This window comes from Pseudonocardia hispaniensis (genome assembly GCF_042658695.1).
Lineage (GTDB): Bacteria > Actinomycetota > Actinomycetes > Mycobacteriales > Pseudonocardiaceae > Pseudonocardia > Pseudonocardia hispaniensis.
In genome coordinates this window covers 14,809-40,062 of the sequence record NZ_JBHSQW010000015.1, presented here as the reverse complement: position 1 = coordinate 40,062, position 25,254 = coordinate 14,809, and the positions used below count along the sequence as shown (strand labels likewise).

Annotated in this window: 24 protein-coding genes and 1 pseudogene; 14 read left to right on the top strand and 11 right to left on the bottom strand. The window is 73.4% G+C overall.

All coding sequences use genetic code 11. The features are described 5' to 3' along the window. Positions 1 to 9 precede the first annotated feature (9 nt). Entirely contained in the window at positions 10 to 849 is an 840-nt protein-coding gene (locus ACFQE5_RS07620) for a shikimate dehydrogenase (RefSeq protein ID WP_379584116.1), read from the bottom strand. A gap of 33 nt (positions 850 to 882) precedes the next feature. On the opposite strand from ACFQE5_RS07620, the gene ACFQE5_RS07615 reads away from it, so the two are divergent. Both ACFQE5_RS07615 and ACFQE5_RS07610 read left to right on the top strand, forming a co-directional pair. Beyond that, positions 883 to 1,626, top strand: a complete 744-nt coding sequence (locus ACFQE5_RS07615; RefSeq protein ID WP_379584115.1) for a decaprenylphospho-beta-D-erythro-pentofuranosid-2-ulose 2-reductase — start codon at positions 883 to 885, stop codon at positions 1,624 to 1,626. 168 nt (positions 1,627 to 1,794) lie between these two features. Beyond that, positions 1,795 to 2,913 (top strand): NDMA-dependent alcohol dehydrogenase, encoded by a 1,119-nt coding sequence (locus ACFQE5_RS07610; protein ID WP_379584114.1) that lies wholly within the window; start codon positions 1,795 to 1,797, stop codon positions 2,911 to 2,913. Positions 2,914 to 2,952: 39 nt separating this feature from the next. On the opposite strand, the pseudogene ACFQE5_RS07605 reads toward ACFQE5_RS07610, so the two are convergent. After that, positions 2,953 to 3,459: pseudogene (locus tag ACFQE5_RS07605) on the bottom strand (DUF309 domain-containing protein). Between the two features lie 199 nt (positions 3,460 to 3,658). Between ACFQE5_RS07605 and ACFQE5_RS07600 the strand changes: the two are divergent. Together ACFQE5_RS07600 and ACFQE5_RS07595 are read left to right on the top strand one after the other, a co-directional pair. Beyond that, on the top strand, positions 3,659 to 3,997 hold the full coding sequence (locus ACFQE5_RS07600) for a DUF3817 domain-containing protein (protein WP_379584113.1): 339 nt from the start codon (positions 3,659 to 3,661) through the stop codon (positions 3,995 to 3,997). A gap of 121 nt (positions 3,998 to 4,118) precedes the next feature. Beyond that, the gene (locus ACFQE5_RS07595; RefSeq protein ID WP_379584112.1) at positions 4,119 to 5,729 is read left to right on the top strand and encodes a hypothetical protein; all 1,611 of its coding nucleotides are present in this window, start codon (positions 4,119 to 4,121) and stop codon (positions 5,727 to 5,729) included. Here the strand turns inward: ACFQE5_RS07595 and ACFQE5_RS07590 are convergent. Further along, positions 5,703 to 6,557, bottom strand: a complete 855-nt coding sequence (locus ACFQE5_RS07590) for an SWIM zinc finger family protein (protein WP_379584111.1) — start codon at positions 6,555 to 6,557, stop codon at positions 5,703 to 5,705. The two genes, ACFQE5_RS07595 and ACFQE5_RS07590, sit on opposite strands and share 27 nt — an antisense overlap. Further along, positions 6,550 to 9,669: an SNF2-related protein gene (locus ACFQE5_RS07585; protein WP_379584110.1), complete on the bottom strand. Its 3,120-nt coding sequence runs from the start codon at positions 9,667 to 9,669 to the stop codon at positions 6,550 to 6,552. Before ACFQE5_RS07585 ends, ACFQE5_RS07590 begins: the two co-directional genes overlap by 8 nt. A gap of 182 nt (positions 9,670 to 9,851) precedes the next feature. Between ACFQE5_RS07585 and ACFQE5_RS07580 the strand changes: the two genes are divergently transcribed. Both ACFQE5_RS07580 and ACFQE5_RS07575 read left to right on the top strand, forming a co-directional pair. Further along, entirely contained in the window at positions 9,852 to 10,274 is a 423-nt protein-coding gene (locus ACFQE5_RS07580) for a TIGR03668 family PPOX class F420-dependent oxidoreductase (RefSeq protein ID WP_379584109.1), read from the top strand. 59 nt (positions 10,275 to 10,333) lie between these two features. Then, a complete protein-coding gene (locus tag ACFQE5_RS07575; RefSeq protein WP_379584108.1) occupies positions 10,334 to 10,885 on the top strand; it encodes an Lrp/AsnC family transcriptional regulator in 552 nt (183 codons plus the stop codon). Here the strand turns inward: ACFQE5_RS07575 and ACFQE5_RS07570 are convergent. The 6 genes from ACFQE5_RS07570 to ACFQE5_RS07545 form a co-directional block, all read right to left on the bottom strand. Continuing rightward, positions 10,868 to 11,638, bottom strand: coding sequence for an alpha/beta fold hydrolase (locus tag ACFQE5_RS07570; RefSeq protein ID WP_379584107.1), 771 nt, complete (start codon positions 11,636 to 11,638; stop codon positions 10,868 to 10,870). The genes ACFQE5_RS07575 and ACFQE5_RS07570 overlap by 18 nt on opposite strands. A gap of 20 nt (positions 11,639 to 11,658) precedes the next feature. Further along, positions 11,659 to 12,012: an MmcQ/YjbR family DNA-binding protein gene (locus tag ACFQE5_RS07565; protein WP_379584106.1), complete on the bottom strand. Its 354-nt coding sequence runs from the start codon at positions 12,010 to 12,012 to the stop codon at positions 11,659 to 11,661. Continuing rightward, complete coding sequence (locus ACFQE5_RS07560; RefSeq protein WP_379584105.1) at positions 12,009 to 13,082, bottom strand: methyltransferase; 1,074 nt, start codon at positions 13,080 to 13,082, stop codon at positions 12,009 to 12,011. Before ACFQE5_RS07560 ends, ACFQE5_RS07565 begins: the two co-directional genes overlap by 4 nt. Further along, complete coding sequence (locus ACFQE5_RS07555) at positions 13,079 to 13,462, bottom strand: VOC family protein (RefSeq protein ID WP_379584104.1); 384 nt, start codon at positions 13,460 to 13,462, stop codon at positions 13,079 to 13,081. Before ACFQE5_RS07555 ends, ACFQE5_RS07560 begins: the two co-directional genes overlap by 4 nt. A 52-nt stretch (positions 13,463 to 13,514) precedes the next feature. Next, positions 13,515 to 14,309 carry an AraC family transcriptional regulator gene (locus ACFQE5_RS07550; protein WP_379584103.1) on the bottom strand — a complete coding sequence of 265 codons (795 nt, stop codon included), beginning with the start codon at positions 14,307 to 14,309 and terminating at the stop codon, positions 13,515 to 13,517. A gap of 112 nt (positions 14,310 to 14,421) precedes the next feature. Further along, positions 14,422 to 15,600, bottom strand: a complete 1,179-nt coding sequence (locus ACFQE5_RS07545) for a DUF3500 domain-containing protein (RefSeq protein WP_379584102.1) — start codon at positions 15,598 to 15,600, stop codon at positions 14,422 to 14,424. A gap of 73 nt (positions 15,601 to 15,673) precedes the next feature. Here ACFQE5_RS07545 and ACFQE5_RS07540 point away from each other — a divergent pair, with 73 nt between their 5' ends. The 8 genes from ACFQE5_RS07540 (at position 15,674) to ACFQE5_RS07505 (ending at position 24,965) form a co-directional block, all read left to right on the top strand. After that, the gene (locus ACFQE5_RS07540; protein ID WP_379584101.1) at positions 15,674 to 16,402 is read left to right on the top strand and encodes a nucleoside/nucleotide kinase family protein; all 729 of its coding nucleotides are present in this window, start codon (positions 15,674 to 15,676) and stop codon (positions 16,400 to 16,402) included. Further along, complete coding sequence (locus ACFQE5_RS07535; protein ID WP_379584100.1) at positions 16,392 to 17,495, top strand: tellurite resistance/C4-dicarboxylate transporter family protein; 1,104 nt, start codon at positions 16,392 to 16,394, stop codon at positions 17,493 to 17,495. The genes ACFQE5_RS07540 and ACFQE5_RS07535 overlap by 11 nt, the downstream gene beginning before the upstream one ends. Positions 17,496 to 17,549: 54 nt before the next feature. Continuing rightward, positions 17,550 to 19,445, top strand: a complete 1,896-nt coding sequence (locus ACFQE5_RS07530; protein ID WP_379584099.1) for a helix-turn-helix domain-containing protein — start codon at positions 17,550 to 17,552, stop codon at positions 19,443 to 19,445. Positions 19,446 to 19,613: 168 nt separating this feature from the next. Beyond that, positions 19,614 to 20,483, top strand: coding sequence for an FAD binding domain-containing protein (locus ACFQE5_RS07525; RefSeq protein WP_379584098.1), 870 nt, complete (start codon positions 19,614 to 19,616; stop codon positions 20,481 to 20,483). Positions 20,484 to 20,488: 5 nt separating this feature from the next. Further along, positions 20,489 to 21,001 carry a (2Fe-2S)-binding protein gene (locus ACFQE5_RS07520; RefSeq protein WP_379584180.1) on the top strand — a complete coding sequence of 171 codons (513 nt, stop codon included), beginning with the start codon at positions 20,489 to 20,491 and terminating at the stop codon, positions 20,999 to 21,001. Further along, positions 20,998 to 23,436, top strand: coding sequence for a xanthine dehydrogenase family protein molybdopterin-binding subunit (locus ACFQE5_RS07515; protein ID WP_379584097.1), 2,439 nt, complete (start codon positions 20,998 to 21,000; stop codon positions 23,434 to 23,436). The genes ACFQE5_RS07520 and ACFQE5_RS07515 overlap by 4 nt, the downstream gene beginning before the upstream one ends. A gap of 58 nt (positions 23,437 to 23,494) precedes the next feature. Then, positions 23,495 to 24,265 carry an SDR family NAD(P)-dependent oxidoreductase gene (locus tag ACFQE5_RS07510; RefSeq protein WP_379584096.1) on the top strand — a complete coding sequence of 257 codons (771 nt, stop codon included), beginning with the start codon at positions 23,495 to 23,497 and terminating at the stop codon, positions 24,263 to 24,265. 13 nt (positions 24,266 to 24,278) lie between these two features. Continuing rightward, positions 24,279 to 24,965: a cyclase family protein gene (locus ACFQE5_RS07505; protein WP_379584095.1), complete on the top strand. Its 687-nt coding sequence runs from the start codon at positions 24,279 to 24,281 to the stop codon at positions 24,963 to 24,965. A 21-nt stretch (positions 24,966 to 24,986) separates the two neighbouring features. On the opposite strand, the gene ACFQE5_RS07500 is transcribed toward ACFQE5_RS07505, so the two are convergent. Then, a complete protein-coding gene (locus ACFQE5_RS07500) occupies positions 24,987 to 25,232 on the bottom strand; it encodes a hypothetical protein (RefSeq protein WP_379584094.1) in 246 nt (81 codons plus the stop codon). Positions 25,233 to 25,254: the final 22 nt, after the last annotated feature.

Below are 25,254 nucleotides of genomic sequence, written 5' to 3'. Positions count from 1 at the left end.
GTTACGCACTCACAGGGGGGCTTGAGCTGCGTCGAGGGCCGCGCGCATCGCCTCGATCGGCCCCGGTCGCCCGGTCATCAGCTCGACCTGCGCGGCGGCCTGGTGCAGCAGCATCGCGAGCCCGCTGACGACGGCGCAGCCCGCGTTCGCCGCCGCGGCCGCGAACGGTGTCGGCCATGGGGCGTAGACGACGTCGAGCACGGTGGCCGAGCCGGACCATGGGGTAGCGGCCAGGGCATCGGCTGCGCCCGCCGGGAGCGTGGAGATCACCACCTCGGCGTCGGCGAGCGCGGCGGTGGCCAGCGCCGGGTCGGTCAGCGCGGCCTCGACACGTGGGGAGACACCGAGCCGCGCAGCCGCAGCGCACAGCTCGCCGGCCCGTGCGGTATCGCGGACGAGCACCAGCGGCTCGGTCGTTCCCAGCTCCCGCAGCGCGGCGAGCGCGGCCTGCGCCGTTCCGCCGGCGCCGAGGATCACCGCACCCCGGGTGTGTTCCACCCCGCCCTCGCGCAGCGCGGCGACGATGCCGACGACGTCGGTGTTCTCGGCATACCTGCCGTCCGGGCCCAGGATCAGCGTGTTCGCCGCTCCGGTCGCCGCCGCCAGTGGGGAGACCCGATCGGCCACGGCCAGCGCGACCCGTTTGAGCGGCATCGTCAACGACAGCCCGACCCACTCCGGCCCCAGTCCGTCGAGGAAGGGAGCCAGGCCCGCCTCATCGCACTCGTGGGCGTCGTAGCGCCACCGGTCGAGCCCGAGGGCGGCATAGGCGGCCCGGTGCAGGACCGGGGACAGCGAATGGGCGATGGGGGAGCCGAGCACTGCGGCCCGCCGCGGCGGGGTGGTCACCGCGACAGTATGCCGAGGCGCGAGACTCGCGGGATGGCCGAGACGGTGCTGGTGTTGGGTGGGCGCAGCGAGATCGGGGTCGCGGTCGCGGAGCGGCTTGCGGGTTCCGGGGCGCGGAGGGTGGTGCTCGCCGCCCGCCGCTGCGACGATCTCGACCACGAGGAGCGCCGGGTCCGTGCGGCCGGGGCGAGCACCGTCGAGCGGGTCGAGTTCGACGCCGACGATCTCGCGTCGCACCGCCCGCTGCTCGACGCGCTGTGGGCGCGGCACGGCCGCATCGACCTCGTCGTCGTCGCGTTCGGGATCCTCGGCGAGCAGGCCCGTGCCGAGGCCGACGCCGCGCACGCCGTGCAGATCGTGCACACCGACTATGTGGCGCACGTGCACGTGCTCACCCATCTCGCGCACCTGCTGCGGGCACAGGGGCGCGGCACGCTGGTCGTGTTCTCCTCGGTCGCCGGAGTCAGGGTGCGCCGGGCGAACTATGTCTACGGGTCGGCCAAGGCCGGTCTGGACGGCTTCGCCAGCGGGCTGGCCGATGCCCTGCACGACAGCGGGGTGCGGCTGGTGCTGGTCCGCCCTGGGTTCGTGATCGGCCGGATGACCTGCGGGATGGCACCGGCGCCGTTCTCCAGCACCCCGGAACAGGTCGCCGACGCCGCGGTCGCGGCTGTGCGCGGCAGGCGCGGCGAGGTGTGGGTTCCCGCGCTGCTGCGGCCGATCTTCTTCGGGATGCGACTGGTGCCGAGAGCGATCTGGCGCAGGTTGCCGCGGTGAGGTGGCCGCGGCCGGCAGCGGGCGCGTGTCGCCTGGATGCCCCGACTCGGTCGCGGAAATACCGCGACTCGCGGGGCGGCGCTGTCCGGCGGCTTTCGTCCGTGTGATTCCCGTCATATGGTCGCCTGCGTACCCGATCGCTCAACGTCGACGAAGGGGCGAGGCTCGATGCAGACCCGTGGAGCAGTGATACGCCAGGCGCCCGGCAAGTACGAGGTCGTCGATCTCGAGGTGGACGACCCGAGGCCCGGTGAGATCCAGGTCAAGCTGGCGGCTTCCGGGCTGTGCCACTCCGACGACCACGTCGCCACCGGCGATGTCCCGGTCGGGATCTACCCGTTTGCGGGCGGTCACGAGGGGGCCGGCGTCGTGACCGCGATCGGCGCCGGGGTCCGTGGCTTCGCCGAGGGTGATCACGTCGTGTTCTCCTTCCTCCCCGGATGTGGGCGCTGCCGTTGGTGCGCGACCGGCCAGCAGAACCTGTGCGACCTCGGCGCGACGTTGCTCGTCGGCTCGCGGTGGGACGACCCCGAGGACTTCCGGCTCAGCCTCGGGGGCAAGCCGGTGGGGCAGATGTGCGGGATCTCCACCTTCTGCGAGACGACGACCGTGGCCGTGGAGTCGGCGGTGAAGATCCCCTCCGACATCCCGCTGGACAAGGCCTGCCTGCTGGGATGCGGCGTCGGGACCGGCTGGGGTTCGGCGGTGAACTCCGCGCAAACGCGGCCCGGCGACACGGTGATCGTGATGGGCATCGGCGGCATCGGGATCAACTCGGTGCAGGGCGCGCGGCACGCGGGCGCGACGAACGTCATCGCGGTCGACCCGGTGGCGTTCAAGCGCGAGAAGGCCCAGGAGCTGGGTGCCACGCACAGCACCGAGACCATCGAGGAGGCCGCCGAGCTCGCCAAGGAGATGACCAACGGGCAGGGGGCCGACTCGGCGATCGTCACGGTCGGCGTCACGAAGCCCGAGCATGTGGCGCAGGCGTTCGCAGCGATCCGCAAGGCGGGCACGGTCGTGGTCACGGGCCTCGGCGACATCGGCGAGGTCGGGCTGCCGATCGCGATCTCCGAGCTGACCTTGTTCCAGAAGCGGCTGCAGGGCTCCCTTTTCGGCGGGTCGTCGCCCAGCTTCGACATCCTCCGCCAGCTGCAGCTCTACCAGGACGGAGTGCTGAAGCTCGACGAGCTGATCACCCAGACGTACTCGCTCGACCAGATTCAGCAGGGTTACCAGGACATGCACGACGGCAAGAACATCCGGGGAGTGATCCTGTTCGAGTGACCGCGCTCGGCAGCGCGGTCGGTTCGAGCCGGGACAGGCTCAGGAGCGTTGCATCCGCGGGCGTAGGTCCGCCTCGCCCACGGCCCCCATGCCGGACCGCTCGATCCGCTCGGCCAGCGCGGTGGCGTGCCGGGCCAGACCGTCCAGGTCCAGCCGGGCCGGTGGGTCGCCGACCCACCTCGCGATACCGTCCGCGCTGCGCTGCAGGAGTGCGACCGCGCCGCGCGCGTTGCCCCGCTGGGCGTGCGTCAGCCCGACCGCGAGCTGCGCGAGAGCTCGCCAGAGGTCCCGGGTCGCCGGGCCTGCGGACTTCCACGCCGCCTCCAGCACCTCGTGCGCATGGAACGGCAGGTCGTCCTCGAGCAGCCGCTGAGCCTTGGTGACGGTCTCCTACGGGGTCAGCACGAGGTCCTCGGGAATCCGGGGCACCCCCGGCCGGTCGTAGGGCAGCGGCCGACCGCTGGCGTCGCGCGGGCGCGCGTTTCGGGCCCGTCCCGCGGGATCGCGATCCCGGCCGCGCCGGTCCCTGAGGTGGTCGACGGACATGTCCCGACCCTACTGAGGGCGGTCAAGGTCCACCGCCGTTCGTGACCGTCGGTGCCGGGGAAGCCGGGGCGGACGGCACCGCCCACCGGCGTTCGGCTGCTCGGCGGGGCGACGAGATTTTCGACACCCGGTAGAAGGTCGGTCGCGGACATGCGGCACAGTGGACGGGGACGACCTCGCCCGAGCCCAGGAGTTGCCGATGACCGAGCAGCCCGACCCCTCCCGTCCCGGTGCCGCCCGCGCCTTCCGGGCGATCGCGATCGCCGAGGCCTGCTCGTGGGCCGGTTTGCTGGTGGGCATGTTCTTCAAGCACGTCGCCGTCGGCAACGAGGTCGGGGTGAAGATCTTCGGACCGATCCACGGGGCGTTGTTCGTGGCCTACCTGGTGATCGCCGTCGTGGCCGCCCGGCGGCTGAGCTGGGACGCGCGTACCGTCCTGCTCGCGTTGGTCGCCGCGGTTCCACCGCTGTTCACGCTGTGGTTCGAGCGCTGGGCGCTGCGCTCCGGCCGACTGAGCGAGCCCGCCGTCGCGACCTGACCCGGCCGTCCACGGGCGTGTCCCGCTGCCCCTGCTGCCAGGGCCACCTAGCCTGCGTACCAGGACGTTCGGGGGGGCCGGAATGGGACGAATCGGCGGTGGACGGGCGGTAGTCGTCGCGGTGATCCTCGCTGTGCTCACCGCCGGGTGCGCCCGCCACACGGCCGCGCCGCAGGCTCCCCAGCTGCGCGACCCTGGGGAGCGGCCGGTCGTCGTCACCGGTGCGGACGCGGCCGAGCTGGCGGTGGCGACGAGCGCGGCCCTGTACCGCCGGGCGCCGGTCGTCGTGCTGGCCGCCCATGACGATGTCGAAGGCCAGGCCCGGTCGGCCTCGCTCGCCGTGGCCCTGGGGGTACCCGCACTGGTCACGCCGGTCGGGGACCCGGGCGGGCCGGTCCGGGACGAACTGCGCAGGCTGGGCGCCACGGTCGTGCTCACCGTCGGGACGGCGGCCGACTGGGCGCGGAAGCTGGACGGCGGGCCCGCGGTCATCGAGGCACCCGCGGATCCGGCGGCGCTCGAACGGCTCACCGGACGGCGGTTCGGCGTGCCGGAGCCGGTCGACCCGGTCCGCCTGGTCGCCTCCGTCGCCGCCCTTGAGCGGGACCCGACCGCCTTGCTCGCCACCGGCCCACCCGCGCCGGACCGGCCGGACCGGTGGTCCGACCGGGTGCTCCTGCCGGCCGTGGCCCCGCCCGTGCCGGTGGCGCCGCTCCTCGTCCTCGCCCAGCCCGCACCCGAGCAGGCCGCGGCAGTCGCGACCGCCCGGGCATCCGGCGCGCGGGTGCGGGTCCTGTCCGCACCCGATCCGCGGGCCGATGCCGGTCTGGCCGCGATGTTGACCGAGCAACCCGCGGGTCGCGTCGTCGCGCTGGGCGCCGGCTTCGGCACGCCCGAGGTTCTCGGCAGCAGGCTCGAGACCGCGGCTGTCGGCGGGGCGCTTCCCGGCGGCGGGACGGTGCTCTTCCCGGGGCGCCGCATGGTCGCGCTGTACGGGCACCCCGGCGCGCCGGCCCTCGGGGTACTCGGCGAGCAGCCGGTCGAGGAAGCGGTCCGGCGGGCGCAGCAGCTGGCCCAGTCCTACCAGTCACTGGTCACGGAGCCGGTGATCCCCGCCTTCGAGATCATCGCCACCGTCGCGGACTCGGCTCCCGGACCCGACGGGAACTACTCCGCCGAGTCCTCGGTGGCCGAGCTGCGCCCCTGGGTCGACGCCGCCCGCGCCGCGGGCATCTACGTCGTGCTCGATCTGCAGCCCGGCCGGTCCGACTTCGCGAGCCAGGCCCGCCGCTACACCGAACTGCTCACCGAACCCCATGTGGGGCTCGCCCTCGATCCCGAGTGGCGGCTGGGCCCCGGCCAGCTCCACCGGGTGCGGATCGGCTCGGTGAGCGCGGCGGAGGTCAACACCGTCATCGAATGGCTCGCCGACCTCACCCGCGACCACCACCTGCCCCAGAAGCTGCTCCTGCTGCACCAGTTCCAGCTCGGCATGATCAGCAACCGTGGCCAGGTCGACACCGGCCGCGACGAGCTCGCCGTCCTGATCCACGCGGACGGTTTCGGGACCCCCGAGCGCAAGCTCGACACCTGGAAGGTCCTGCACGCCGACCCGCCACCGAACGTCTGGTGGGGCTGGAAGAACTTCTACGACGAGGACACACCCACCTTCACCCCCGCCCAGACGGTCGCGGTCGGGCCCACCTCACCGGTCTACGTCTCGTACCAGTGAGTCCTCCGTGTCCCCGAGCGCGCGGTAGGCCGGCCTCAGCAGGTCGACGACGCGGTGCCCGCGGACGTCGATCGGGAACGCCGGGAGCTGGTCGAGCAGGGCGTCGGGCGGAGTGGGTGGGGGTGGCAGGTCCGCGGCGGCTCCGGCCGGACCCGCGGTGAAGAATGCGTCGAGCAGGTCGGCCAGCGGGGTGGCCGTCGGCGCCTCCGGGGCGGGACCGGTGTCGCTGCGCCGGGTTCGCAGGTTCGCCAGCAGGGTCTCCCGGTCCCGGCCACGCAGCGTGAGCACCTCGAACGGGTCGGCGTCGAAGCGCTCGGCCAGGATGTAGAACACCGCGGCCAGATGCTTGCAGGGGACGGCGTGGTCCGGGCACGAGCAGTCCATGCTCAGGTCGTGTCCGCCCGCCGGGAACAGCGCCAGCCCCAGCCCGGTGAACAGCTGCTCGATCTCCGGCGGCATCCGGCCGGCCAGCAGGGTGGCGGCGTACCAGGCGTCCTCGGCGAGCGCCTGCTCCACCGCGGCCCATTCGGCCTTTCCGTAGGTGCGCAGCCCGATCCGGACCCGGTAGGGCTGCGGCCGGGTGCCCTGCACGCGGGCGACGACCGCGCCCGGCTCGACCCGAAGGTCCAGCGTCTGCCCGGCACGGGCGTAGGTGCGGCCCCGGGCCAGCCGGCCCCCGACCCCGAGGGACTCCAGGACCTCGATGAACCGGGCCGACCACCACGTCCGGGCGACCGCTCCGCGGGTGCCGTGGATCTGGATGCCGCCGCTGACCCGTCGCGGCCGGCTCGGCGGGGCGTCGTGCCACCACGGCGTGCGTTCACTCATCCGCGCCCTCCACGGCCTCCGCTCCCAGCCTCAGCACCTCGCGCAGCTCGACGGTGGACAGCTCGGTCAGCCAGCTCTCCCCGTCGCTGATCACCATGCCGGACAGCGCCTTCTTGGAAGTGATCATCTCGTCGATCCGTTCCTCGACCGTGCCGGGACAGACGAACTTGCGCACCTGAACGGTGCGGTGCTGCCCGATCCGGAACGCCCGGTCGGTGGCCTGGTCCTCGACCGCCGGGTTCCACCAGCGGTCGAGATGCACGACGTGGTTGGCCGCGGTGAGGGTGAGCCCGGTGCCGCCCGCCTTGAGCGAGAGCAGGAAGATCGACGGTCCTTCGGCCGACTGGAACCTCGTGATCATCTCGTCCCGCTGTCGCTTGTTCGTGCCGCCGTGCAGGTAGAGCACCTCCTGGTCGAACCGGGCGGACAGATGCGGCACCAGCATCGACGCGAACTCGGTGAACTGGGTGAAGCACAGCACCTTGTCGCCCTCGGCGAGGATCTCGGTGAGGATCTCCTCCAGCCGCGCGACCTTCCCCGAGCGCCGTCCGAGCGCCGAGCCGTCGTGCAGCAGCTGGGCCGGGTGGTTGCACACCTGTTTGAGCTTGGTCATCGCCGCCAGCACGTTGCCGCGCCGCGCGATCCCGTCCGAGCCCTCGATCTTCTCCATCATGTCGTCGACGACCGTCTGGTACAGCGACGCCTGCTCGCGGGTGAGCCGGTAGTGCTGGGTGATCTCGATCTTCTCCGGCAGGTCGTCGATGACCTCGGGGTCGGTCTTCACCCGGCGCAGCAGGTAGGGGCGGGTGATGCGGCGCAACAACCCGGCGGCCTCGGTGTCGCCGTAGCGCTCGACCGGAACCGCGAACCGCCGCCGGAACCGCTCGGCGCTGCCGAGCACCCCGGGGTTGAGGAAGTCCAGCACCGACCACAGCTCGGCCAGCCGGTTCTCCATCGGGGTGCCGGTGAGCGCGACACGGTGCTCGGCTCGCAGCCTGCGCACCGCCTTGGACGCGGCGGCGAGGCTGTTCTTGATCGCCTGGGCCTCGTCGAGGACGACCCGGCGCCAGGCGACGTCGGCGAGCAGGTCGATGTCGCGGGTGGCGGTGCCGTAGGTGGTGACGACGAGGTCGGCGGCCGCCACCGCGGCCCCGAACCCGTTCCCGCGCACCCGCTCACCACCGTGGTGGACCAGAACCCGTAGCGCGGGCGCGAACCGGGCGGCCTCCCGCTGCCAGGTCCCGACCAGCGACATCGGGCACAGCAGCAGCGTCGGGCCGCGGGCTTCGCCGGGCCCGGCCCGTTCGTGCGCCTCCAGGGCCAGCAGCTGCACGGTCTTGCCCAGGCCCATGTCGTCGGCCAGACAGGCGCCCAACCCCAGCGTGGACAGGAACGCCAGCCACGACAGCCCGCGCTGCTGGTACGGCCGCAGCCGGGCGGTGAAGCCCTCAGGAGGGGGAAGCGGCTCCAGCGCGCGTTCGGCGGTCCCGGCGAGCAGATCGCCGAGCCAGCCCTGCGCGTCCACGCCGGTGACCGGCAGGGGCGGCTGGTCGCCCGCGAGACCGGTGGCGGCGGCCGGATGGCCCTGGGCCAGGGCGAGCACCTCGGCGGCCGAGGGGACGGGCCGTCCGCGACGGTCCCGCTCCGCCCGGCGCAGGAACTCCAGACCGGCGCGCAGCTGCTCGCGATCGATCGTGACCCAGGTGCCGCGCAACCGCACCAGCGGTGCCTTGGCCGCCACCAACGCGTCGAGCTCGTCGGCGTCGAGCACGTCGTCGCCGACCGCGAGGCCCCACCGGAAGTCGGCCACCTGCTCGCGGCCGAGACCACCGCGGGTGACGACGCCCGCCGTCGGGGTGGTGCGCACCGACAACCGCAGCCCCAGCCGTTTGCTGCCGTCCCAGCCCGCGGGCAGCTGCACGCCGAACCCCGCGCCGAGCAGCAGCGCGGCGCCCTCGGTGAGGAACCGCGCGGCGCCGTCGGGGTCGAGGTCGAGCGCCTCCGGCCGGGCCCCGCGCAGCGCGGGTGTGAGCGCGGGGTAGACCAGCGCGGCCCGGCCGAGCTCGGCCAGCAGCAGCTCCTGCGGTTCGCCGATCAGCGTGCGCACCGCGCCGGCGCCGCCGCCCCAGATCCGGGCCGCGGGCACCAGCAGGCTCGGGTCGGCCGCGGACTGCAGGTGGAACTGCAGTTGCCAGCGGGTGCCGTCCCCGGTCTGGTCGGTGCTCGGGCCGTCGGGATCGGCCGGATCGTCGAGCACCCGGACCTCGGCGAGCCGGAACGATGCCCGGGCCGGGCCTGCGGATTCGGTGCCGACCTCGTCCCACGGGCCGAGCGCGCGGGTGAGCTCGCGCAGCTCGGTCTGCTGCGCGTCGACCCGGGCGTCCGGGGAGAGCAGCGCGGCGAGCCACGCCTCGGTGACCGGGACGCGACGCGGGATCCGACCGCGCCGCGGCGGGACGAGGACGACCGGGGTGTCGGCCCGGGCCAGCCGATCGCGGACCACGAGGTCGGTGAGCACCGCGACCGCGTCGCCGACCAGCTCCCGCGGGTCCGGCCCGGTGGTTGCGCCCGGCGCCTGCTGTTCGGCCCGGCCGACCGGGGGCAGCGCCGCCACCAGCGCGTCGAACACGAGCGCATCGCGACCCTGGACGATCGGGCGCCAGCGGGCCGCCGGAACCGGTTCGCGGATCAGCGTGGGCAGCACCCGGCCGCGCGCGGCGAGGCCGTCGGCGAACCGCACGAGCTCGCGCAGATGCGCGACCGAAGCCCCGTAGCGCACCTGCTCGGCGGGGTCGCCCAGCTCGGTGGGGTCGACGATCACGGCAGGCACCGACCAGGGCAGCAGGCTCGGTGCCGACCGGGTCGCGCGAACCGGGGCGGAGCGGACGAGCTCCGGCGAGGCCAGCGGGCCCGATCGCCGCGAGGGCAGCAGCAGGTTGACGATGACGGGCTTGCCCGGATGCAGCTCGGCCAGCTCGGCCGACGGCACCGCGAACGGGTGCGGCCGGGCCGAGCGCAGCGAGCGGCTGCTCGTCGTCGCGGAACGCTCGCCGTCCTCGGCCCACAACAGCAGCCCGCGCCCAGGAGACCACAGCCCGTGGACGACGAACACGGAGGCAGCCTATCCGCCGCCGAGCGGGCGCGGCCCGGCGTTCCCCGGGGGCACGAGGTCGATCATCCTGGTGACACCGGTCGCGAACGGGGTGTGCTGGAGGAACGTCATGGTGCGTGAGGGCAGGATCGGCGCGTCTGGCCCGGCGGGGCGATCTCGACTGCGCGCGGGGAGCTGAGGCGGTGCCTGCGCTGGGGCGCGCCGAGCAGCTCCGCCGGGTCGCCGCGGCGCGGGTCGGGCGACTCGCGACGGTGCGCCCCGACGGCACTCCCCGGCTGGTGCCGATCACGTTCGCCCTGGTGGACGGGGTGCTCTGGTCGGCCGTCGACGAGGTGAAACCCAAGCGCCACGGCCGGTTGGCCCGGCTGACCGACGTCGAACGCGATCCGCGGGCGGCGCTGCTGGTCGACCACTACGCCGAGGACTGGACGCGGCTGTGGTGGGTTCGTATCGATGGGCTGGCGGCCGTGCACACCGACGGCGTGCTGCGGGCGCGGGCGCTGGACGCGCTGGTGGCGAAGTACCCGCCCTACCGTGACGCGCGGCCGGCCGGGCCGGTGCTGGCGCTGACCCCGACCGCGTGGACGGGATGGTCGGCGAGCTGAGCAGACTGCCATGCTCACCGAGACCAACCAGCCGTGGCGGTCAGAGAGAGGCCTGCTGAATGAGCCTTCCGAACAGCAATCTCGACGCCCTGGACGTCGAACTGATCGCCCTGCTGCGGGCGCATCCGCGGGCGGGTGCACTGGAGCTCTCACGGTTGGCGCGGGTCGCCCGCGCCACGGTGACCGCCCGGCTCGAACGGCTGGAGCGAACCGGGGTGATCACCGGGTACGGTCCCGAGATCGACCTGCGTGCCGCCGGCTTCCCGGTCCAGGCCTTCGTCTTCCTGGAGATCGCCCAAGGCGCGATCGAGGCGGTGCGCGCCGAGCTCGACGCCATTCCCGGCGTGCTCGAGGCGCACGCGACGACGGGAACCGCGGACGTGATCTGCCGGGTCGCGGCCGTCTCGCACGAGGACCTGCACGCGACCCTGCTGCGGATCGGCCGGTCGGGCCCGGTCATCCGCTCGACCAGCGTGGTGCTGCTCTCGGAGGTCGTCGGCGAGCGGGTGCTGCCGCTGCTGCGGGCCCAGCCGCACCCGAACCCGACCCGGGTGCCGGCGTTCCGGGCGGGCACCGGACCCGGCATGGCCGGTTCAGCCCAGCGATCGTAGGAAATCGGTGACGGCCCGGTCGGTCTCCTCGGGTCGTTCCAGGTGCGGGGAGTGCCCACAGGACAGGGCGAGCAGCGTGACGGGACCGAGCGCGCGCTCGTGCACGGCCTCGACGTGCACCATCGACCCGTACTGGTCGGCCTCGCCCTGAACGCCGAGGACCGGGCAGCGGATCCCGGCGAGCTCGGCGGTGATGTCCCAGTTCCGGAACTGCGGGTCGAGCCACACGTCGTTCCAGTTCCAGAACGTCACGTCGGGATCCCGGTGGTGGCGGGTCATGCGGGTGCGCAGGTCACCCTCGAGGTAGGCGGTGCGGGTGGCGACGATGCCGTCGAGACCGTGCGGTTCGACGAACACGTGCGGCGCCAGCGTCACCAGCCCGCGGACCGGTTGCGCCGCGGCGACCAGCAGCGCGATCGAGGCGCCGTCGCTGTGCCCGACCAGCACCGGTTCGACGAGGCCGAGCGCCGCCGCGAGCGCCGGCACGACGCCCACCGCCTCCTCGTGCATGAACGACGGGGTCCGCTTGGTCGGCGGCAGGTCCGAGTATCCGTGGCCGAGCCGGGAGTAGGCGACGGCGCGTCTGCCGGTGGCCGCGGCGATGCGCCGGTGGAAACCGCGCCAGAGCCCGACCGAGCCGAGACCCTCGTGCAGGAACAGCAGGGGGGCGAGGGTGTCCCCGCCGGAGGCGGCAGGGATGTCCTCGTACTCGTATCGCGCACCGTTCAGCTGAAGCATCGGCAGCCGGGACACCCCGACATGTTAGCGAGCGTTCACACCGGCATCCGGTCGATGAGCCGCCGCGGGGCGATCTGCCGGTACGCGTCGGCGACGATCTCGGCGATCTCGTCCCAGTCGACCGGCACGTCGAGCCAGACCCCGAGCCAGCCGCGGCCGCCCACGTACGGCGGGCGGAAGAACCGGTCGGGATGGGCGGCCACCATGGCCTCGGCCTCGCCCGGTGCGGCGGCGCACCAGAACGCCACCCGGTCGTCGTGATGATGGTCGGCGTAGGTGACGAAGACCTTGCGCACGAACCAGGTCGGCTCGCCGTGGCTGATCCTCTCGGTGACCTCCGGCAGCGCCAGGCACAGCGCGCGCAGCCGGGGCAGCGGGTCGGGGGTCACGCCGGTACCGCCCGCAGCACGCTGTACCCCGTGGGCGGCGGGCACCGCGTCACGTCGGTCAGCCGCAGGCCCGCGCCGGCCAGCAACGTCGAGAACTCGTCCTCGGTGCGTTCCCGGCCGCCGGTGCAGACCAGCATGTTCAGATCGCTCATCAGCGTCACCTGCGCGCGCGCCAGGCCCTCGCGGTCGGTCGGGACGACCGGTTCGACGACGAACAGTGTGGCGTGCGGGCCCATCGCGGCGCGGGTCGTGGCGAGGATCCGCAGGCAGTCCTCGTCGTTCCAGTCGTGCAGCACGCTCTTGAGCAGGTAGCCGTCGCAGCGGGGCGGCACGGCGGTGAAGAAGTCGCCCGCCACCTGTTCGGTGCGGTCCGCGACGCCGGCCGCGGCGAGCACCTCATCGGCGTCGCCGAGTCCCTCGGCCGTGTCGAACAGGATCCCGCGCAGCCCGGGGGTCGCGGCGAGAAACTCGCTGAGCAGGGTGCCGTTGCCGCCGCCGAGGTCGGCGAGGGTGGCGATGCCGCTCAGGTCGCAGCTCGCGACGACGGCCGGGGCGGCGGCCCGCGAGACCTCGGCCATCGCCTCGGTGAACACCGCGGCGAGCTCGGGGTGCTCGGCCAGGAACGCGAACGCGGAGCGGCCGGTGATCGAGTCGAACGCCGGTTGCCCGGTGCGCACGCTCTCGGCCAGCTCGCCCCAGGACCGCCAGGTTTGGTCGCCGCAGAACAGCATCGCCAGCCGCCCGACCGAGCCCGGAGCGGCCCGTCTCAGCAGTCCGCCGTCCGGGCTGAGCGCGGCGAGGCCGCCGGGCTCGAGGCGCACCAGATCGAGCGCTGCGGCCGCGCGCAGCAACCGGTACAGCGACGGTGGGTGGGTGCCGGTGCGGCGGGCGAGCTCGTCGAGCGGCAGTGGGCCCGCGGCCAGGTGCTCGGCCACCTCCAGCTGCGCGATCGCGTGGATCACCTGGGCCGGGAAGAACCCGAACAGCAGATGAACGACGCGCCCACGGTCACCGGCCCGGTGCGCCGCGTCGGGCTGCCGGTCGGTGACGGTGGTGCCGCCGGGGCTCATCGCGACACCTGTGCCGTCGGACGGTAGGCACCGAAGCACCAGACGTTGCCCTCGGGGTCCTTCGCGCCGAACTCCCGGAACCCGTACGGCTGCTCACAGGGCCCGTACACGATCTCGGCGCCCGCGGCGGCGACCCGTTCGTGCAGCGCGTCGGGGTCATCGGTGGTCAGGTAGAGCACGGCTCGGCCGGTGTCGAACATCCCCGGCGGGTCGGACCGGGTGCCCAGCATGACCACGGCGTCGTCCCAGGACAGCTCGGCGTGGGTGACCGTGCCGGCGTCGTCGGTGCTCGTGTGCCCCTGCACCAGACCGAAGGTGTCGGTGAGGAACGCGATGGCGGCGGGTGCGTCGGTGTAGCGCAGGACCGGATGAATGCTCACGGGCCAGACGCTAGGTCCACCCGGGCCGCCGGTCTTGAACGAATGGGAACCGCTAGCGAGTCACCACGGCCAGCTCGGCGCGGTACTGCCCGGGCGTGCACCCCGCCAGCGCCCGAAACTCCCGCACCAGATGGCTCTGGTCGGCATACCCGCAGGTGGCGGCGACGCTGGCGGCGTCGGAACCGGCCACGAGCAGCCGGGTCGCCCGGCTGAACCGCAGCACCCGGGCCGCGGGTTTGGGGGCCAGCCCGATCTGGTCGCGGAACCGGTTGAGCAGGTGCCGGCGGCTCCAGCCGGTCTCCGCGGCGAGTGCGGCCACCGGGACGGCGCCGTCCCGGCGCACCAGCTCGGACCACGCCCACGCGACCTCGGGGTCGTGGCGGGCGGCGCGTTCGTCCAGCAGTCGCTCGGCCAGGAACCGGTCCAGCCGGGCGAAACGCTGCGCCCAGTCGCGGTCCTCGGCCAGGCGGGCGGGCAGCGCCGCGAGCTCGGCGTCGCCGAGCTCGTCGAGCCGTGCGGTGCGATTGGTCAGCTCGGACATGGGGCGGCGCAGCAGCGTGAAAACCCCGAGCGGGGTGAGGTCGACCTGGACCCCGTGCTGGGCACCGGTGAACTCGGTGAGCACCGCCGCATCGTGCATCCCGGCGAGGAACGACCGGGGAACCAGTGGCCCGGCCGGGCCGTCGAGCCGGATCGGATCGCCGAAGCTGAGGATCAACGCGCACGAGCCGACCGGAGCCTGCCGCCGTCGCAGCGGGGCCGGGCTGAACTCGCGGTAACCGGAATAGCCCAGCACGAGCCGGGCCAGCGCGCGGTGCGGGCGGGCCCGCACGTACTCCGCATTCACGTCAGCCGCCTCCGAACGACAGTATGGCCCGCACGGCGAACGTCGGGCCGCTGCCGGCCGCGTCACGGCCCCATGACACGCCGAGACACGCCGAGACATGCCGATCGGGCGGTCAACCGTGCGCGGCGGCCCGGTGCGCGGCGAGCACGTCATGGCCGAAGTCGGCCTCGGGGTCGCGCCACACGGAATGCGCGTGGTTGGCGCCCCGCTGGGTGTTGTCGTACTCGGCGAGCAGCCGCGGGCCCTGCAGCCGGTAGTAGTGTGGCGCGCCCGGTTCGGTGGGCCCCGCCCAGGACAGATGCACGGCGTCCAGATCGGGGGGCGCGGCCAGCCCGTCGGGCACCCGGCCCAGGTAGGTCTCCAGCAGCGCGGCCAGCAGTTCCCGCTGCCCGGCGTCGAGCGCCGAACCGGGCAGGCCCTTCGGCGTATCGGTGAGCGCGAGGCGCGCGTGGTCGGCCGCGTCATAGCCCGACGCCTCCTCGGCCCGGCGGTCCATCGTCGCGATCCGGTCGGCCAGCCGTGGCTCGGCGAACCGTCCCCGCCACAGGTCGGGCAGCCGGACCATCCGGTCGCCGTCGTGGATGCGGGGCCGGTTCCCGCCGATGATGTCCGACGGCGCGCGGTCGAGCAGCATCGCGCGCGCCGCGAGATCGGCCGGTAGCGAGCGCACCAGCTCGCGGGCCAGGTCCTCGGTGCTGCCCAGCGGCCGCAGCGCGGCGGGCCCCAGCAGCGGCGACGAGGCCGGGTCGGCCCCCAGGAAACACGGCGTCAGCGAGCGCACCGCGCCGTCGACGACGAGGTTGTTCAGCGAGACGTGATGACCGCCGAACCGCCACGCCCACGCGCCCGTGCCCCGGGGTTCACCGAAGACCCGCAGGTAGTACAGGCCGGGGTCGCGCCCGCGCTCGCGGCCCCAGTCGACCGTCCAGCCCTCGGCGCGGTCGAGCACGTTCTCCAGGCCCATGATCGTCGTAACGGTGCCGTACCCCGCCGCGGACAACCCGGTGGCCACGAGCTGCATCGCACGGCTCTGCTGGGCGGGGCGCTGCGCGCCCAGCGGCAGCCCGCCGTGGTCGGTCGGGGTGTAGTACCAGCGCAGCCGCTCGGCGTCGGACTCCGCGTCGGCGCCCGGGGTGCCCGCGGTGGCGACCGCGCGTTGCCGGTCGTCGAGCGAGGCCAGCCACGCCGCCGCCGCCTCGGCCATCCGGGCCGCGACCGTGCGGCTCACCTCGGTCCGCATGCGGTAGGCCTGGTTCTCGGCCTCGTTCGCGTCAGCGCTGACGGAGGACATTCACCCAGGCTATGCCCGCGCAGGCCCCGGCGCCGGAGCGGAGCACGAAGCCGAGCGATTACAGTCCCCGACGGTGAGCGCCTCCGCACCGACGTTCGCCGACCTGATCGAGCGCGCCCGTGCCCTGGTCGCCGATGGCCGCCGCCGGGTGCTGCTCGGCGTCACCGGCTGCCCGGGTGCGGGCAAGTCCACGCTGGTCGAACGGATGCGCGCGACCCTGGCTCCGGCTCCGCCCGCCGGGCTCGCGGCGCAGGAGTGGGTCGCTCACGTGCCGATGGACGGGTTCCATCTCGCCGACGCCACCCTGGAGCGGCTCGGCCTGCGCGCCCGCAAGGGCGCGCAGGAGACCTTCGACGCGGGCGGATACCTCGCGCTGCTGCGCCGGTTGCGATCCGACGACGAGCCGGTGGTCTACGCGCCCGCGTTCGAGCGAAACCTGGAACAGCCGCTGGCCGGCGCGATCGCGGTGCCGCGGGCGGCCCGGCTGGTCCTCACCGAGGGCAACTACCTGCTCGTCGACGACGTCGAGTGGCTCGCGGTGGCGGCGATGCTCGACGAGGTGTGGTTCTGCACCCTGCGCGAGGACGTCCGGCTGGACCGCCTCGTCGCCCGGCACGTGAGGTTCGGCAAGGACCCCGGCGCCGCCCGGCGCTGGGTGCGCGACGTCGACGGTCCCAACGCGCAGCTCGTCGCACCCACCGTGCACCGCGCCGACCTCGTGGTGCCCGGCGCGGTACTGGAGGGCGCGGTACCGGAGGGGGCCGATCGGCCGATCGGCGTAGGGTGCCGCGGTGAGCGCTGAGTATCGCCGTGCCCGATGGGCGGTGGTACGCCACGCCGTGGCAACTCTGGATCCCGCCTACTTCGCCCTGGTCATGGCCACCGGGATCGTGTCGGTGGGGGTCGGCAACCTCGGTCTCGGGTCGTTGTCGGCGCTCCTGCTGTGGTTGGCCGTGGCCTGCTATGTGGTCCTGGTCGTGCTGAACTGCTGGCGGTGTGCGGCACACCGGAGCACGGTGGCGGCCGATCTGCGCGACCCCGGCCGCGGGTTCGGCGCGTTCACCTTCGTGGCGGGCACCAACGTCCTGGGGGCCCGGCTGCTGACCGACGGCCACCACGGGACCGCGCTGGTGCTGCTGGCCTGCGGCGCGTCGGCGTGGCTGGTGCTCGGGTATGTGGTGCCGTGGACGGCCGCGCTCTCGGGCACGAACCGACCGGTGGTGGCCGGGGCCAACGGCACCTGGTTCGTCTGGGTGGTGGCCAGCCAGTCCGTCGCGGTGCTGGCCGCGGCGCTGCAGCCGGTCGTCGGCCCCTGGACGCGGGAGTTCGCGCTGCTGGCCATCGGGTGCTGGTCGGTCGGGGTGTTCCTGTACGGCGCCGCGGGCGTCCTCGTCGCCGCGCGCCTGATGCTCTACCCGGTGAGTCCCGGCGACCTCACTCCGCCCTACTGGGTGGCCATGGGGGCGACCGCGATCACCGTGCTGGCCGGGTCCCAGATCGTGCAGATGCTCACCACCCCGGCCCTCGCCGTGACCCGCGGCCTGGTCACCGGGATGTCGGTGGTGTTCTGGGCGGTCGGTACCTGGTTGATCCCGCCGCTGGTCGCGGCCGGCTGGTGGCGCCACGTCACGCACCGCGTCCCGCTGCGCTACGACTCGGCGCTGTGGAGCATCGTGTTCCCGCTCGGCATGTACGGCGTCGCCGGGTACGACCTGGGCCAGGCCGCTCGGCTCCCGATCGTGGCGGCGATCGGGCAGCACGAGACGTGGGTGGCCCTCGCCGCCTGGACGGCCACGTTTCTGATCATGCTCGGGCATCTGGTGCGCGCCCTGCTGCGCCCGGGCACCCGGGCCGATGGGCGGGCGTCGGTCTCGCGCCGCTGTGCCGTGGACTGAGCCGGGCGGCGAGCGCCCTTGCCAGCGGGAGGTTGCGGCAGCGAGGGTCATGGGGTGAGCGTGTCGGAGGTTCCGGCCTCGCTGCGGTCATGGATGTCCGCGGTCAGCGAGATCGCCCGCGCCGTCAACGCCGCCGAACCGCTGGAGGCGGTCCTCACCCGGGTCGCGCGGCACGCGTGCCGGCTGATCGGTTTCGAGTTCTGTACGGTGATGCTCGCCGACGCCCAGCGCACGCATCTGCGGCCGGCCGGATGGTGCGGGCTCAGTCCCGACTACGTCGCGCTGGTCACCGACGGCGACGCCCTGCTCATCGACCCGCCGGGTCCGCAACTGGACACCCCCGCCGCCCGGGCGTTCCGCGAGGGCCGCACCATCGCCGTCGCCGACGTGCGCTCCGCCCGGCGCTACGGCCTGCTGCGGCAGCTGGCTCCCGCGCAGGGCTACCGCGCGCTGCTGGCGGTGCCGCTGCGCGCACCGGACGACCTCGCCGGGGTGATCGTGGCCTATTCGGTGGCGGCCCGCCAGTTCGCCGGCCCTGAGCTGGAGCTGGCCGAGCTGCTCGCCGGGCAGGCGGCGCTCGCGCTGGAGACGGCGCGGCTGCGGACCGCCCAGCAGGAGGTGATCGGGGAGCTGTCCCGGGCCAACACGGCGCTTCGTCGCGGGCGGGCCGTCCTGGAGTGGGCCGAGCAGCAGCACCACCGGCTGATGCAGCTGGTGCTCGACGAGGTCGGGCTCGCCGGCCTGGTCACGGCGCTCGCCGAGACCCTGGGCGCGTCGGTCACCGTCGAGGACGCCGACGGCCGGGTGCTGGCCAGCGCTCCGGAGCAGGGCTACCGGCCACCGCCGGACGCCGCGGCCCGACGGCGCGGCCCGGCCCGCGCGGCACTCGCGGCCCAGGAGTCCGCCACGGACCGCCGCTACGAGGTCGCCACCGTTCCCGTCGTGCCGGCCGGGGGACCGGTGCTGCCCGGAGCGCCGGGCGTCGCCGCGGCGCAGGTCGCGTGGGCGGCGCCGGTGGTGCTGGGCGGGGAGCTGGTGGCGCGGCTGTGGGTCACGGCGCCACCGGCGGCGCCGGAACCGGTCCAGCTGCGGGTCGTGGAGCGGTTCGCGCTGGTCGTCGCGCTGGAGCTGCTGCAGCAGCGGCATCTGGTGGACGTGCACGGGCGGCTGTCCGGTGATCTGCTGGCGGATCTGCTGCGCCCCGGTGGGCCGACCCACCCGCAGGTGCTCCTCGACCGGGCCGCGGCGCTCGGGCAGGACCTGAGCCGCCCGCATCTCGTCGCGGTGCTGGCGCTGGACGGCCCGGTCCCGCCGTCGGTGCGGCTGCCGGAGCTGGTCAGGGCCGCGGCTGAACCGGGTCCCCGGCCGCTGGCCGGACCGTACGACGGGCTCCAGGTGGTGCTGTTACCCGTCGAGCCCGATCCGGGCGGCGCGTTGCGCCGCATCCTCACCCAGGTCGAACACGCGATCGGCGCGGCCGCCACCCCGACGCTGGTCGCCGGCCCGGTCGCTCGAGCCGTACCCGACTACGCCACCGCGTTCCGGGTGGCGCGGGGTGCACTGGCGCTGCGCCGGGCGAGCCGGGCCGGCGGCGTGGTGGACGTGCGCGAGCTGGGGTTGTCCGCGCTGCTGCTGGAGACCGGAACCCCGGAGGCCCTGCGCCGGTTCGCCCGCGGCCGGTTGCGGCCGGTCGCGGCATACGAGGCGCAGCGCGGCGGTGACCTGCTCGCCACCCTGCGTACCTGGCTTTCCACCGGCTGCTCGACGGCAGCGACCGCGGCGGCGCTGGTCGTGCACCCCAACACCGTCAGCTACCGGCTCGGCCGCATCGAGCAGCTCATCGGGCGGAGCCTGCGGGACATCGGGGTGCGCCTGGAGCTGCAGCTCGCGCTGACGATCCGCGACATCGTCCGGTCGGACACCGGACCGGGGGCGCGGACCGGTCGCTGAGCCGGCCGCGCCCACCGCGGTTTGTGCCAGGTCCCAGCGTGCGGGCGGCTTTCCTGGGTGGGCAGACATGGTCCGGTCCGGTGCGGACGCAGCAGGATCGGCGAGGGCGCGCGCCGCAGGCTCGAACCCGGCGTGCGCCACCCGGCACACCTCATCGTGGAGGCCGCTGTGAAACCGCCACCCTTCCGCTACGCCGCGCCGAGCACGGTGACCGAGGCCGTCGGGCTGCTCGCCGAGCAGGCCGACGCCGAGCCCCGGGTGCTCGCCGGTGGGCAGAGCCTGATCCCGCTGATGAACTTCCGGCTCGCCGAACCGAGCCACCTCGTTGACCTGCGCAACGTTGCGGGGCTCACCGGGATCCGGCTCGACGGTGACGGCCTGGTGATCGGGGCGATGACCCGGCAGTCCCACGTCGAGCATGCCCCGGAGGTGGCGATCGGCGCGCCGCTGCTGGCCGAGGCGATCGGGTTCGTCGGGCACACCCCGATCCGCAACAGCGGCACCATCGGCGGCAGTCTGGCCCACGCCGATCCGGCCGCCGAACTACCCGCCGTCGCGCTCGCTCTCGACGCCGAGCTCGTCGCCGCCGGACCGGGTGGGACCCGCACGATCGCGGCGGCGGATTTCCTGCGGGGACCGTTCAGCACGGCGTTGGCCACCGACGAGATCCTCACCGAGATCCGGCTGCCGCGGCGTGCGGGCGGGCATGCGTTCGTCGAGTTCACCCGCACCCACGGCACCTTCGCCGTCGTCGCGGTCGCCGCGCTCGTCGAGGTCGACGGCGACCGGATCGCGCGCGTGGCGCTCGCGGTCACCGGCATCGCCCCGACCGCGATCCGCGCCACCGCCGCCGAGGACGTCCTCACCGGCGCCGTCCCGGACGACGCGCTCATCGCCGCGGCAGCCGACGCCGCGGTCGCCGGTGCCCGGCCCGCCGGCGACCTGCATGCGAGCGCGCAGACCCGGATCGAGCTGGCCCGCAGCCAGGTGCGGCGGGCCGTGGCCCTTGCCCTGCACCGCGCCCAGGACCAGAGGTGAGCCCCGTGACCCAGCGCTGCACGATCCACCTGACCGTGAACGGCCGCAGGCACACCATCGAGGTGGAGCCGCGGCGGCTGCTCGTCGATGTCCTGCGCGACGAGCTGGGCCTCACAGGGGTCCACATCGGTTGCGAGCACGGGGTCTGCGGCACCTGCACGGTGCTGCGCGACGGCGCGAGCATCCGCTCCTGCATCACCTTCGCGGTGCAGGCGGACGGCACCGAGATCAGGACCGTCGAAAGCCTCGCCGACGGCGCGGCGCTGCACCCGCTGCAGGACGAGTTCTGGGCCAAGCAAGGCCTGCAGTGCGGCTACTGCACACCGGGGATGCTCATGCGGGCCTGCGAGCTGCTGGAGCACAACCCGGAACCGACGCCCACGCAGGTCCGCGAGGGTATCGCCAGCAACCTGTGCCGCTGCACGGGATACCAGTACATCGTCGAGGCGGTGCTGGCCGCCGCGGCGCGCGTGCGCGCGGGCCAGGACGTCACGCCGGATGCCGAGGTGAACCAGTGACCACGATCGATCGCCCCCCGCCGCCCCCCGCACGCACGCACAAGCGCGATCGGACCTGGGTCGGCCGGTCCATCCGCCGCGTCGAGGATCCGAAGTTCCTGCGCGGCCGTGGCGGCTATCTCGCCGACCTCGTCACCCCGGGGATGCTGCACGCCGCCGTGCTGCGCAGCCCGCATCCGCATGCGCGCATCGTCTCGATCGACATCGCGGCGGCGGCCGCACTCGACGGGGTGCACGCCGTGATCACCGGGGCGCAGGCGGCCGAGCTCACCGATCCGCTGCCCGACTTCGGCCCGGACCCGGCCAACCACGTCTGGCGCTGCCTGGCCGTGGACACGGTGCGCTACGTCGGCGAGGGGGTCGCCGTCGTCGTCGCCGACGACCGGTATCTGGCCGAGGACGCGCTGGAGCTGATCGAGGTGGACTACGAGCCACTGCCGCCGGTCGTCGATCCCGAGGCGGCGCTGGAACCGGGCGCATCGCTGGTCCACGAACCGCTGGGGTCGAACCTGGCCTACGAGCGCGCGTTCGACTTCGGCGATGTCGAGCGCGACTTCGCCGAGGCCGACCTCGTGGTCCGGGACCGGCTGCGCTGGCACCGTTCGGGTGCGCAGCCGCTGGAGACCGTCGGGGCGATCGCCGACTACGACCACGGCACCGGCCAGCTCACCGTGCACACCAACTCACTGTCGTTCACCAGCTACCTGTTCATGGCGGCGGCCTCGTTGCGGATCCCGGTGAACCGGCTCGACGTCCGGCCGGTGCCCGCGGGCGGCAGCTTCGGGTCCAAGCTGTTCGTCACCAAGCCGCTGGTCATCGCGGGGATGTGTGCGCGCGCAGTGGGTCGTCCGGTCGTCCTGCTCGAGGACCGCGTCGACAACATCTCCAACTGCGACCATCACGGCTCCGACCGGGTCTACGACGTCGAGCTCGCCGTGATGCGCGACGGCACGCTGCGCAGCATCAAGATCGACGTGATCGACGACTACGGTGCCTACATCCAGTTCGGGGTCGGCCACCACGGCAACGCGCTGGCCCAGGTCGTCGGCCCGTACACGATCGGCAGCGTGCGCTACCGGGTACGGGCGGCGCTGACGAACAAGAACCAGCAGGGCGCCTACCGGGGGTTCGGCTCGGAGGTCAACAACTGGATGCTCGAGCAGATGGTCGACAAGGCCGGCCGGGAACTGGGCATCGACCCGGTCGAGATCCGGCGCCGGAACTTCATCCGGGACTTCCCGCATTTCATCCCCACCGGCAACGTCTACGACTCCGGCGACTACGACACCGTGCTCGACCAGGCGTTGCGGCTCGGCCGGTACGACCACTGGCGCGCCGAGCAGCAGCGGTTGCGCGAACAGGAGGGTCGCTACATCGGGGTCGGCCTGATCACCTGTGCGGAGCGCAGCGTCTTCTCCGCGACCGAGTTCTGGTTCTGGTTCGACGAACCGGGGGCACCGGTCACGAGCATGCCGGAGAGCGTCACGCTCACCGTGGACGCCACCGGCGGGATCACCGCGACCCTGTACTCCTGTGCGTTCTGGGGCAACAGCCCGGAGACGATGGTGGCCCAGCTCGTCGCCGAGGAGTTCGACTGCGAGCCGCACGACGTCGCGATCGTCTACCAGGGCAGCCGTAACGGTCTGCCGGCCACCGGCCCGGGGGGCTCGCGGACCACGGTGATGCTGGCCGGTGCCGTCGAGGGCGCCACCGCGAAGATCAAGGCCAAGGCGCGCCGGGCCGCGGCACACCTGCTGGAGGTCGACCCGGACGACCTGGAGTGGGCCGACGGCGGGTACCAGGTGCGGGGCGTGCCGGACCGGCGCAAGTCGCTGGGTGACATCGCGATCGCCCTGCACCTGTTCAAGCACGGTTTCCCCGAGGACATCGAGAGCGGGCTGGAGGAGTCGAAGGTCTTCGACCACCCGTACACGACGATGCCCTCGGCCGACCGGAAGGACCTCGGCGTCTTCTACCCGTTCGTCGGGCACGCCTGTCACGTCCCGGTCGTCGAGGTGGACATCGAGACCGGTGCGGTCCGGTTCCTCGCCTACGCGGCCGTGCACGACTGCGGGACCTTGGTCAACCCGCGCTCGCTCGCCGGCCACGTCCTCGGCGGCGTCGCACAGGGTATCGGGACCGCCCTGTACGAGGAGTACGTCTACGACGACGACGGGCAGCTGCTCTCGTCCAGCTTCCTGGACTACCTCATCCCCTCGGCGATGGAGGTGCCGGAGCTGACCATCGGGCACGTCGAGACGCCCTCGCCGTACACCCCGCACGGGATCAAGGGCGGCGGAGAGGGCGGCCGGATGATGGCGCCCGCCGCGGTCAACGCGGCGGTCAACGACGCGCTCGCCCCGCTCGGAGTTCGGCTGACCGAGCTGCCGATGACCCCCGAGCGCATCCGGGCCGCCCTCCGGGCCACCGAATGACCCGCGAGTCGCGGCATGTCCGTGAGCGAGTCGCGCGAACTCCGCGAGCGGGTCGGCAATGACCCCACGGATCGCCGTCGTCACCGGCGCGAACCGGGGCATCGGGCGGGCGATCGCGGTCGCGCTCGCCTCGGAGGAGTTCACCGTGGCCGTCACCGCACGGGATCCCGCGACACTCGGCGAGACCGTGGCCGAGATCTCCTCGGTGGGCGGTACCGCGGTGCCCCTGGCGTGCGACGTCCGCGACGAGGCCTCGGTCGCCGAGATGGCGGGGCGCTGCGAGTCGCTCGGCCCGGTGCACACCGTCGTCGCCAACGCCGGGATCGCCGGGCCGACCGCGCCGCTGCACGAGATCTCCCTCGCCGACTGGCAGGCGACCCTCGCCACCGACCTGGACGGGGTGTTCCTCACCTTCCGCGCGTTCGTCCCCGGACTGATCGAGCGCGGTGCCGGGAGCCTGATCGCGATCGCGTCGATGACCGGCAAACGTCCACTGCACGGGCGCACGCCCTATGCCGCGGCGAAGCTGGGCGTGATCGGGCTGGTCCGGACGCTCGCCGCGGAGCTCGGCCCGCACCGGATCCGGGTGAACGCGGTCTGTCCCGGCGCGGTCGCCGGGCCGCGGATCGACGAGGTGATCCGCAGGCAGGCCGGCACCCGGGGGATCAGTGAGCAGGAGGCGCTGGCCGCCTTCACCGGCTCCTCGCCGCTCGGCCGGCTGGTCGAGGCCGACGAGGTGGGGCGGGCCTGCGCCTTCCTCGCCTCCGACGCCGCCGCGGCGATCACCGGCGAGGACCTCAATGTCAGCGCCGGTGTCGTCATGTACTGAAGGGAACCTCCCGATGCAGCTGATCGACCTGTCGCAGGACATCTACGAGGGGATGAAGGTCTATCCCGGCCACCTCAAGACCGTGCAGTTCGAGCACGTCTCGCACGAGGAGACCGCACCCCGTTTCGAGGGCGGCTTCTCGTTCCAGACCACCGGGTTCATGCTCAACGACAACGGGCCCACCCACGTCGACTCGTTCTCCCATCTCGACCCGGACCCGGCGGCCGAGACCATCGAGCAGATGTCGCTGGAGCTGTTCTACGGCACCGCGGTCTGTCTCGACGTCACCGAGTTCGAGCCGCGGACCGACATCAGCGCCGAGGATCTCGACCGGGTCGAGTCCGCCTCGCCGGTGGAGGTGCGGCCCGGCGACATCGTGCTGTTCCACACCGCGACCTGGAACCGCTACGCCGGGGACAAGCGCTACCTCACCGACTTCCCCGGCCTGGGGGAGTCGGCGAGCGAGTGGATCGTGCGCCGACGGGTGAAGACGTTCGGCGTCGACAGCCCGACCCCGGACAACCCCGCGAGCGTCAGCTATCCCTGCCACATGATGTGTCGTCGCGAGCACATCACCCACTACGAGAACCTGGCCAATCTCGACCGGGTGGTGAACACCCGGTTCACCTTCATCGGTTTCCCGCTCAAGCTGCGCAGCGCGCACGGCGGACCGACCCGCGCCGTCGCGCTCGTCGAGTGAGGGGATCGTCGAGTGAGGGGATCACAGCACCGCGGACCCCGCGGGCCCACCGCCGGGTCGACCCAGCCGGATATCGCAACTGATCGCCGCCGCGTCGAGACCGGTGAGCACCGCGATCAGTTCCCGAACCGCCTCATCGGCGTCACTGATCTCACGTACGCTGGTCGTTGCCTCGATGGCGGGAACGTAGAGCACCATCCGGCGCTCGGACATCCACGCCACCACATCGAAGGTCCGCTCCTCATGTGGTGTGTCCGACCTGGTCATCGACCTACGGTAGCGGGCACGG

Coding starts and splice junctions, on each gene's coding strand:
- ACFQE5_RS07615 (WP_379584115.1), top strand. CDS start 883: ATGGCCGAGACGGTGCTGGTGTTGGGTGGGCGCAGCGAGATCGGGGTC.
- ACFQE5_RS07610 (WP_379584114.1), top strand. CDS start 1,795: ATGCAGACCCGTGGAGCAGTGATACGCCAGGCGCCCGGCAAGTACGAG.
- ACFQE5_RS07600 (WP_379584113.1), top strand. CDS start 3,659: ATGACCGAGCAGCCCGACCCCTCCCGTCCCGGTGCCGCCCGCGCCTTC.
- ACFQE5_RS07590 (WP_379584111.1), bottom strand. CDS start 6,557: ATGAGTGAACGCACGCCGTGGTGGCACGACGCCCCGCCGAGCCGGCCG.
- ACFQE5_RS07575 (WP_379584108.1), top strand. CDS start 10,334: ATGAGCCTTCCGAACAGCAATCTCGACGCCCTGGACGTCGAACTGATC.
- ACFQE5_RS07560 (WP_379584105.1), bottom strand. CDS start 13,082: ATGAGCCCCGGCGGCACCACCGTCACCGACCGGCAGCCCGACGCGGCG.
- ACFQE5_RS07545 (WP_379584102.1), bottom strand. CDS start 15,600: ATGTCCTCCGTCAGCGCTGACGCGAACGAGGCCGAGAACCAGGCCTAC.
- ACFQE5_RS07510 (WP_379584096.1), top strand. CDS start 23,495: ATGACCCCACGGATCGCCGTCGTCACCGGCGCGAACCGGGGCATCGGG.
- ACFQE5_RS07505 (WP_379584095.1), top strand. CDS start 24,279: ATGCAGCTGATCGACCTGTCGCAGGACATCTACGAGGGGATGAAGGTC.
- ACFQE5_RS07500 (WP_379584094.1), bottom strand. CDS start 25,232: ATGACCAGGTCGGACACACCACATGAGGAGCGGACCTTCGATGTGGTG.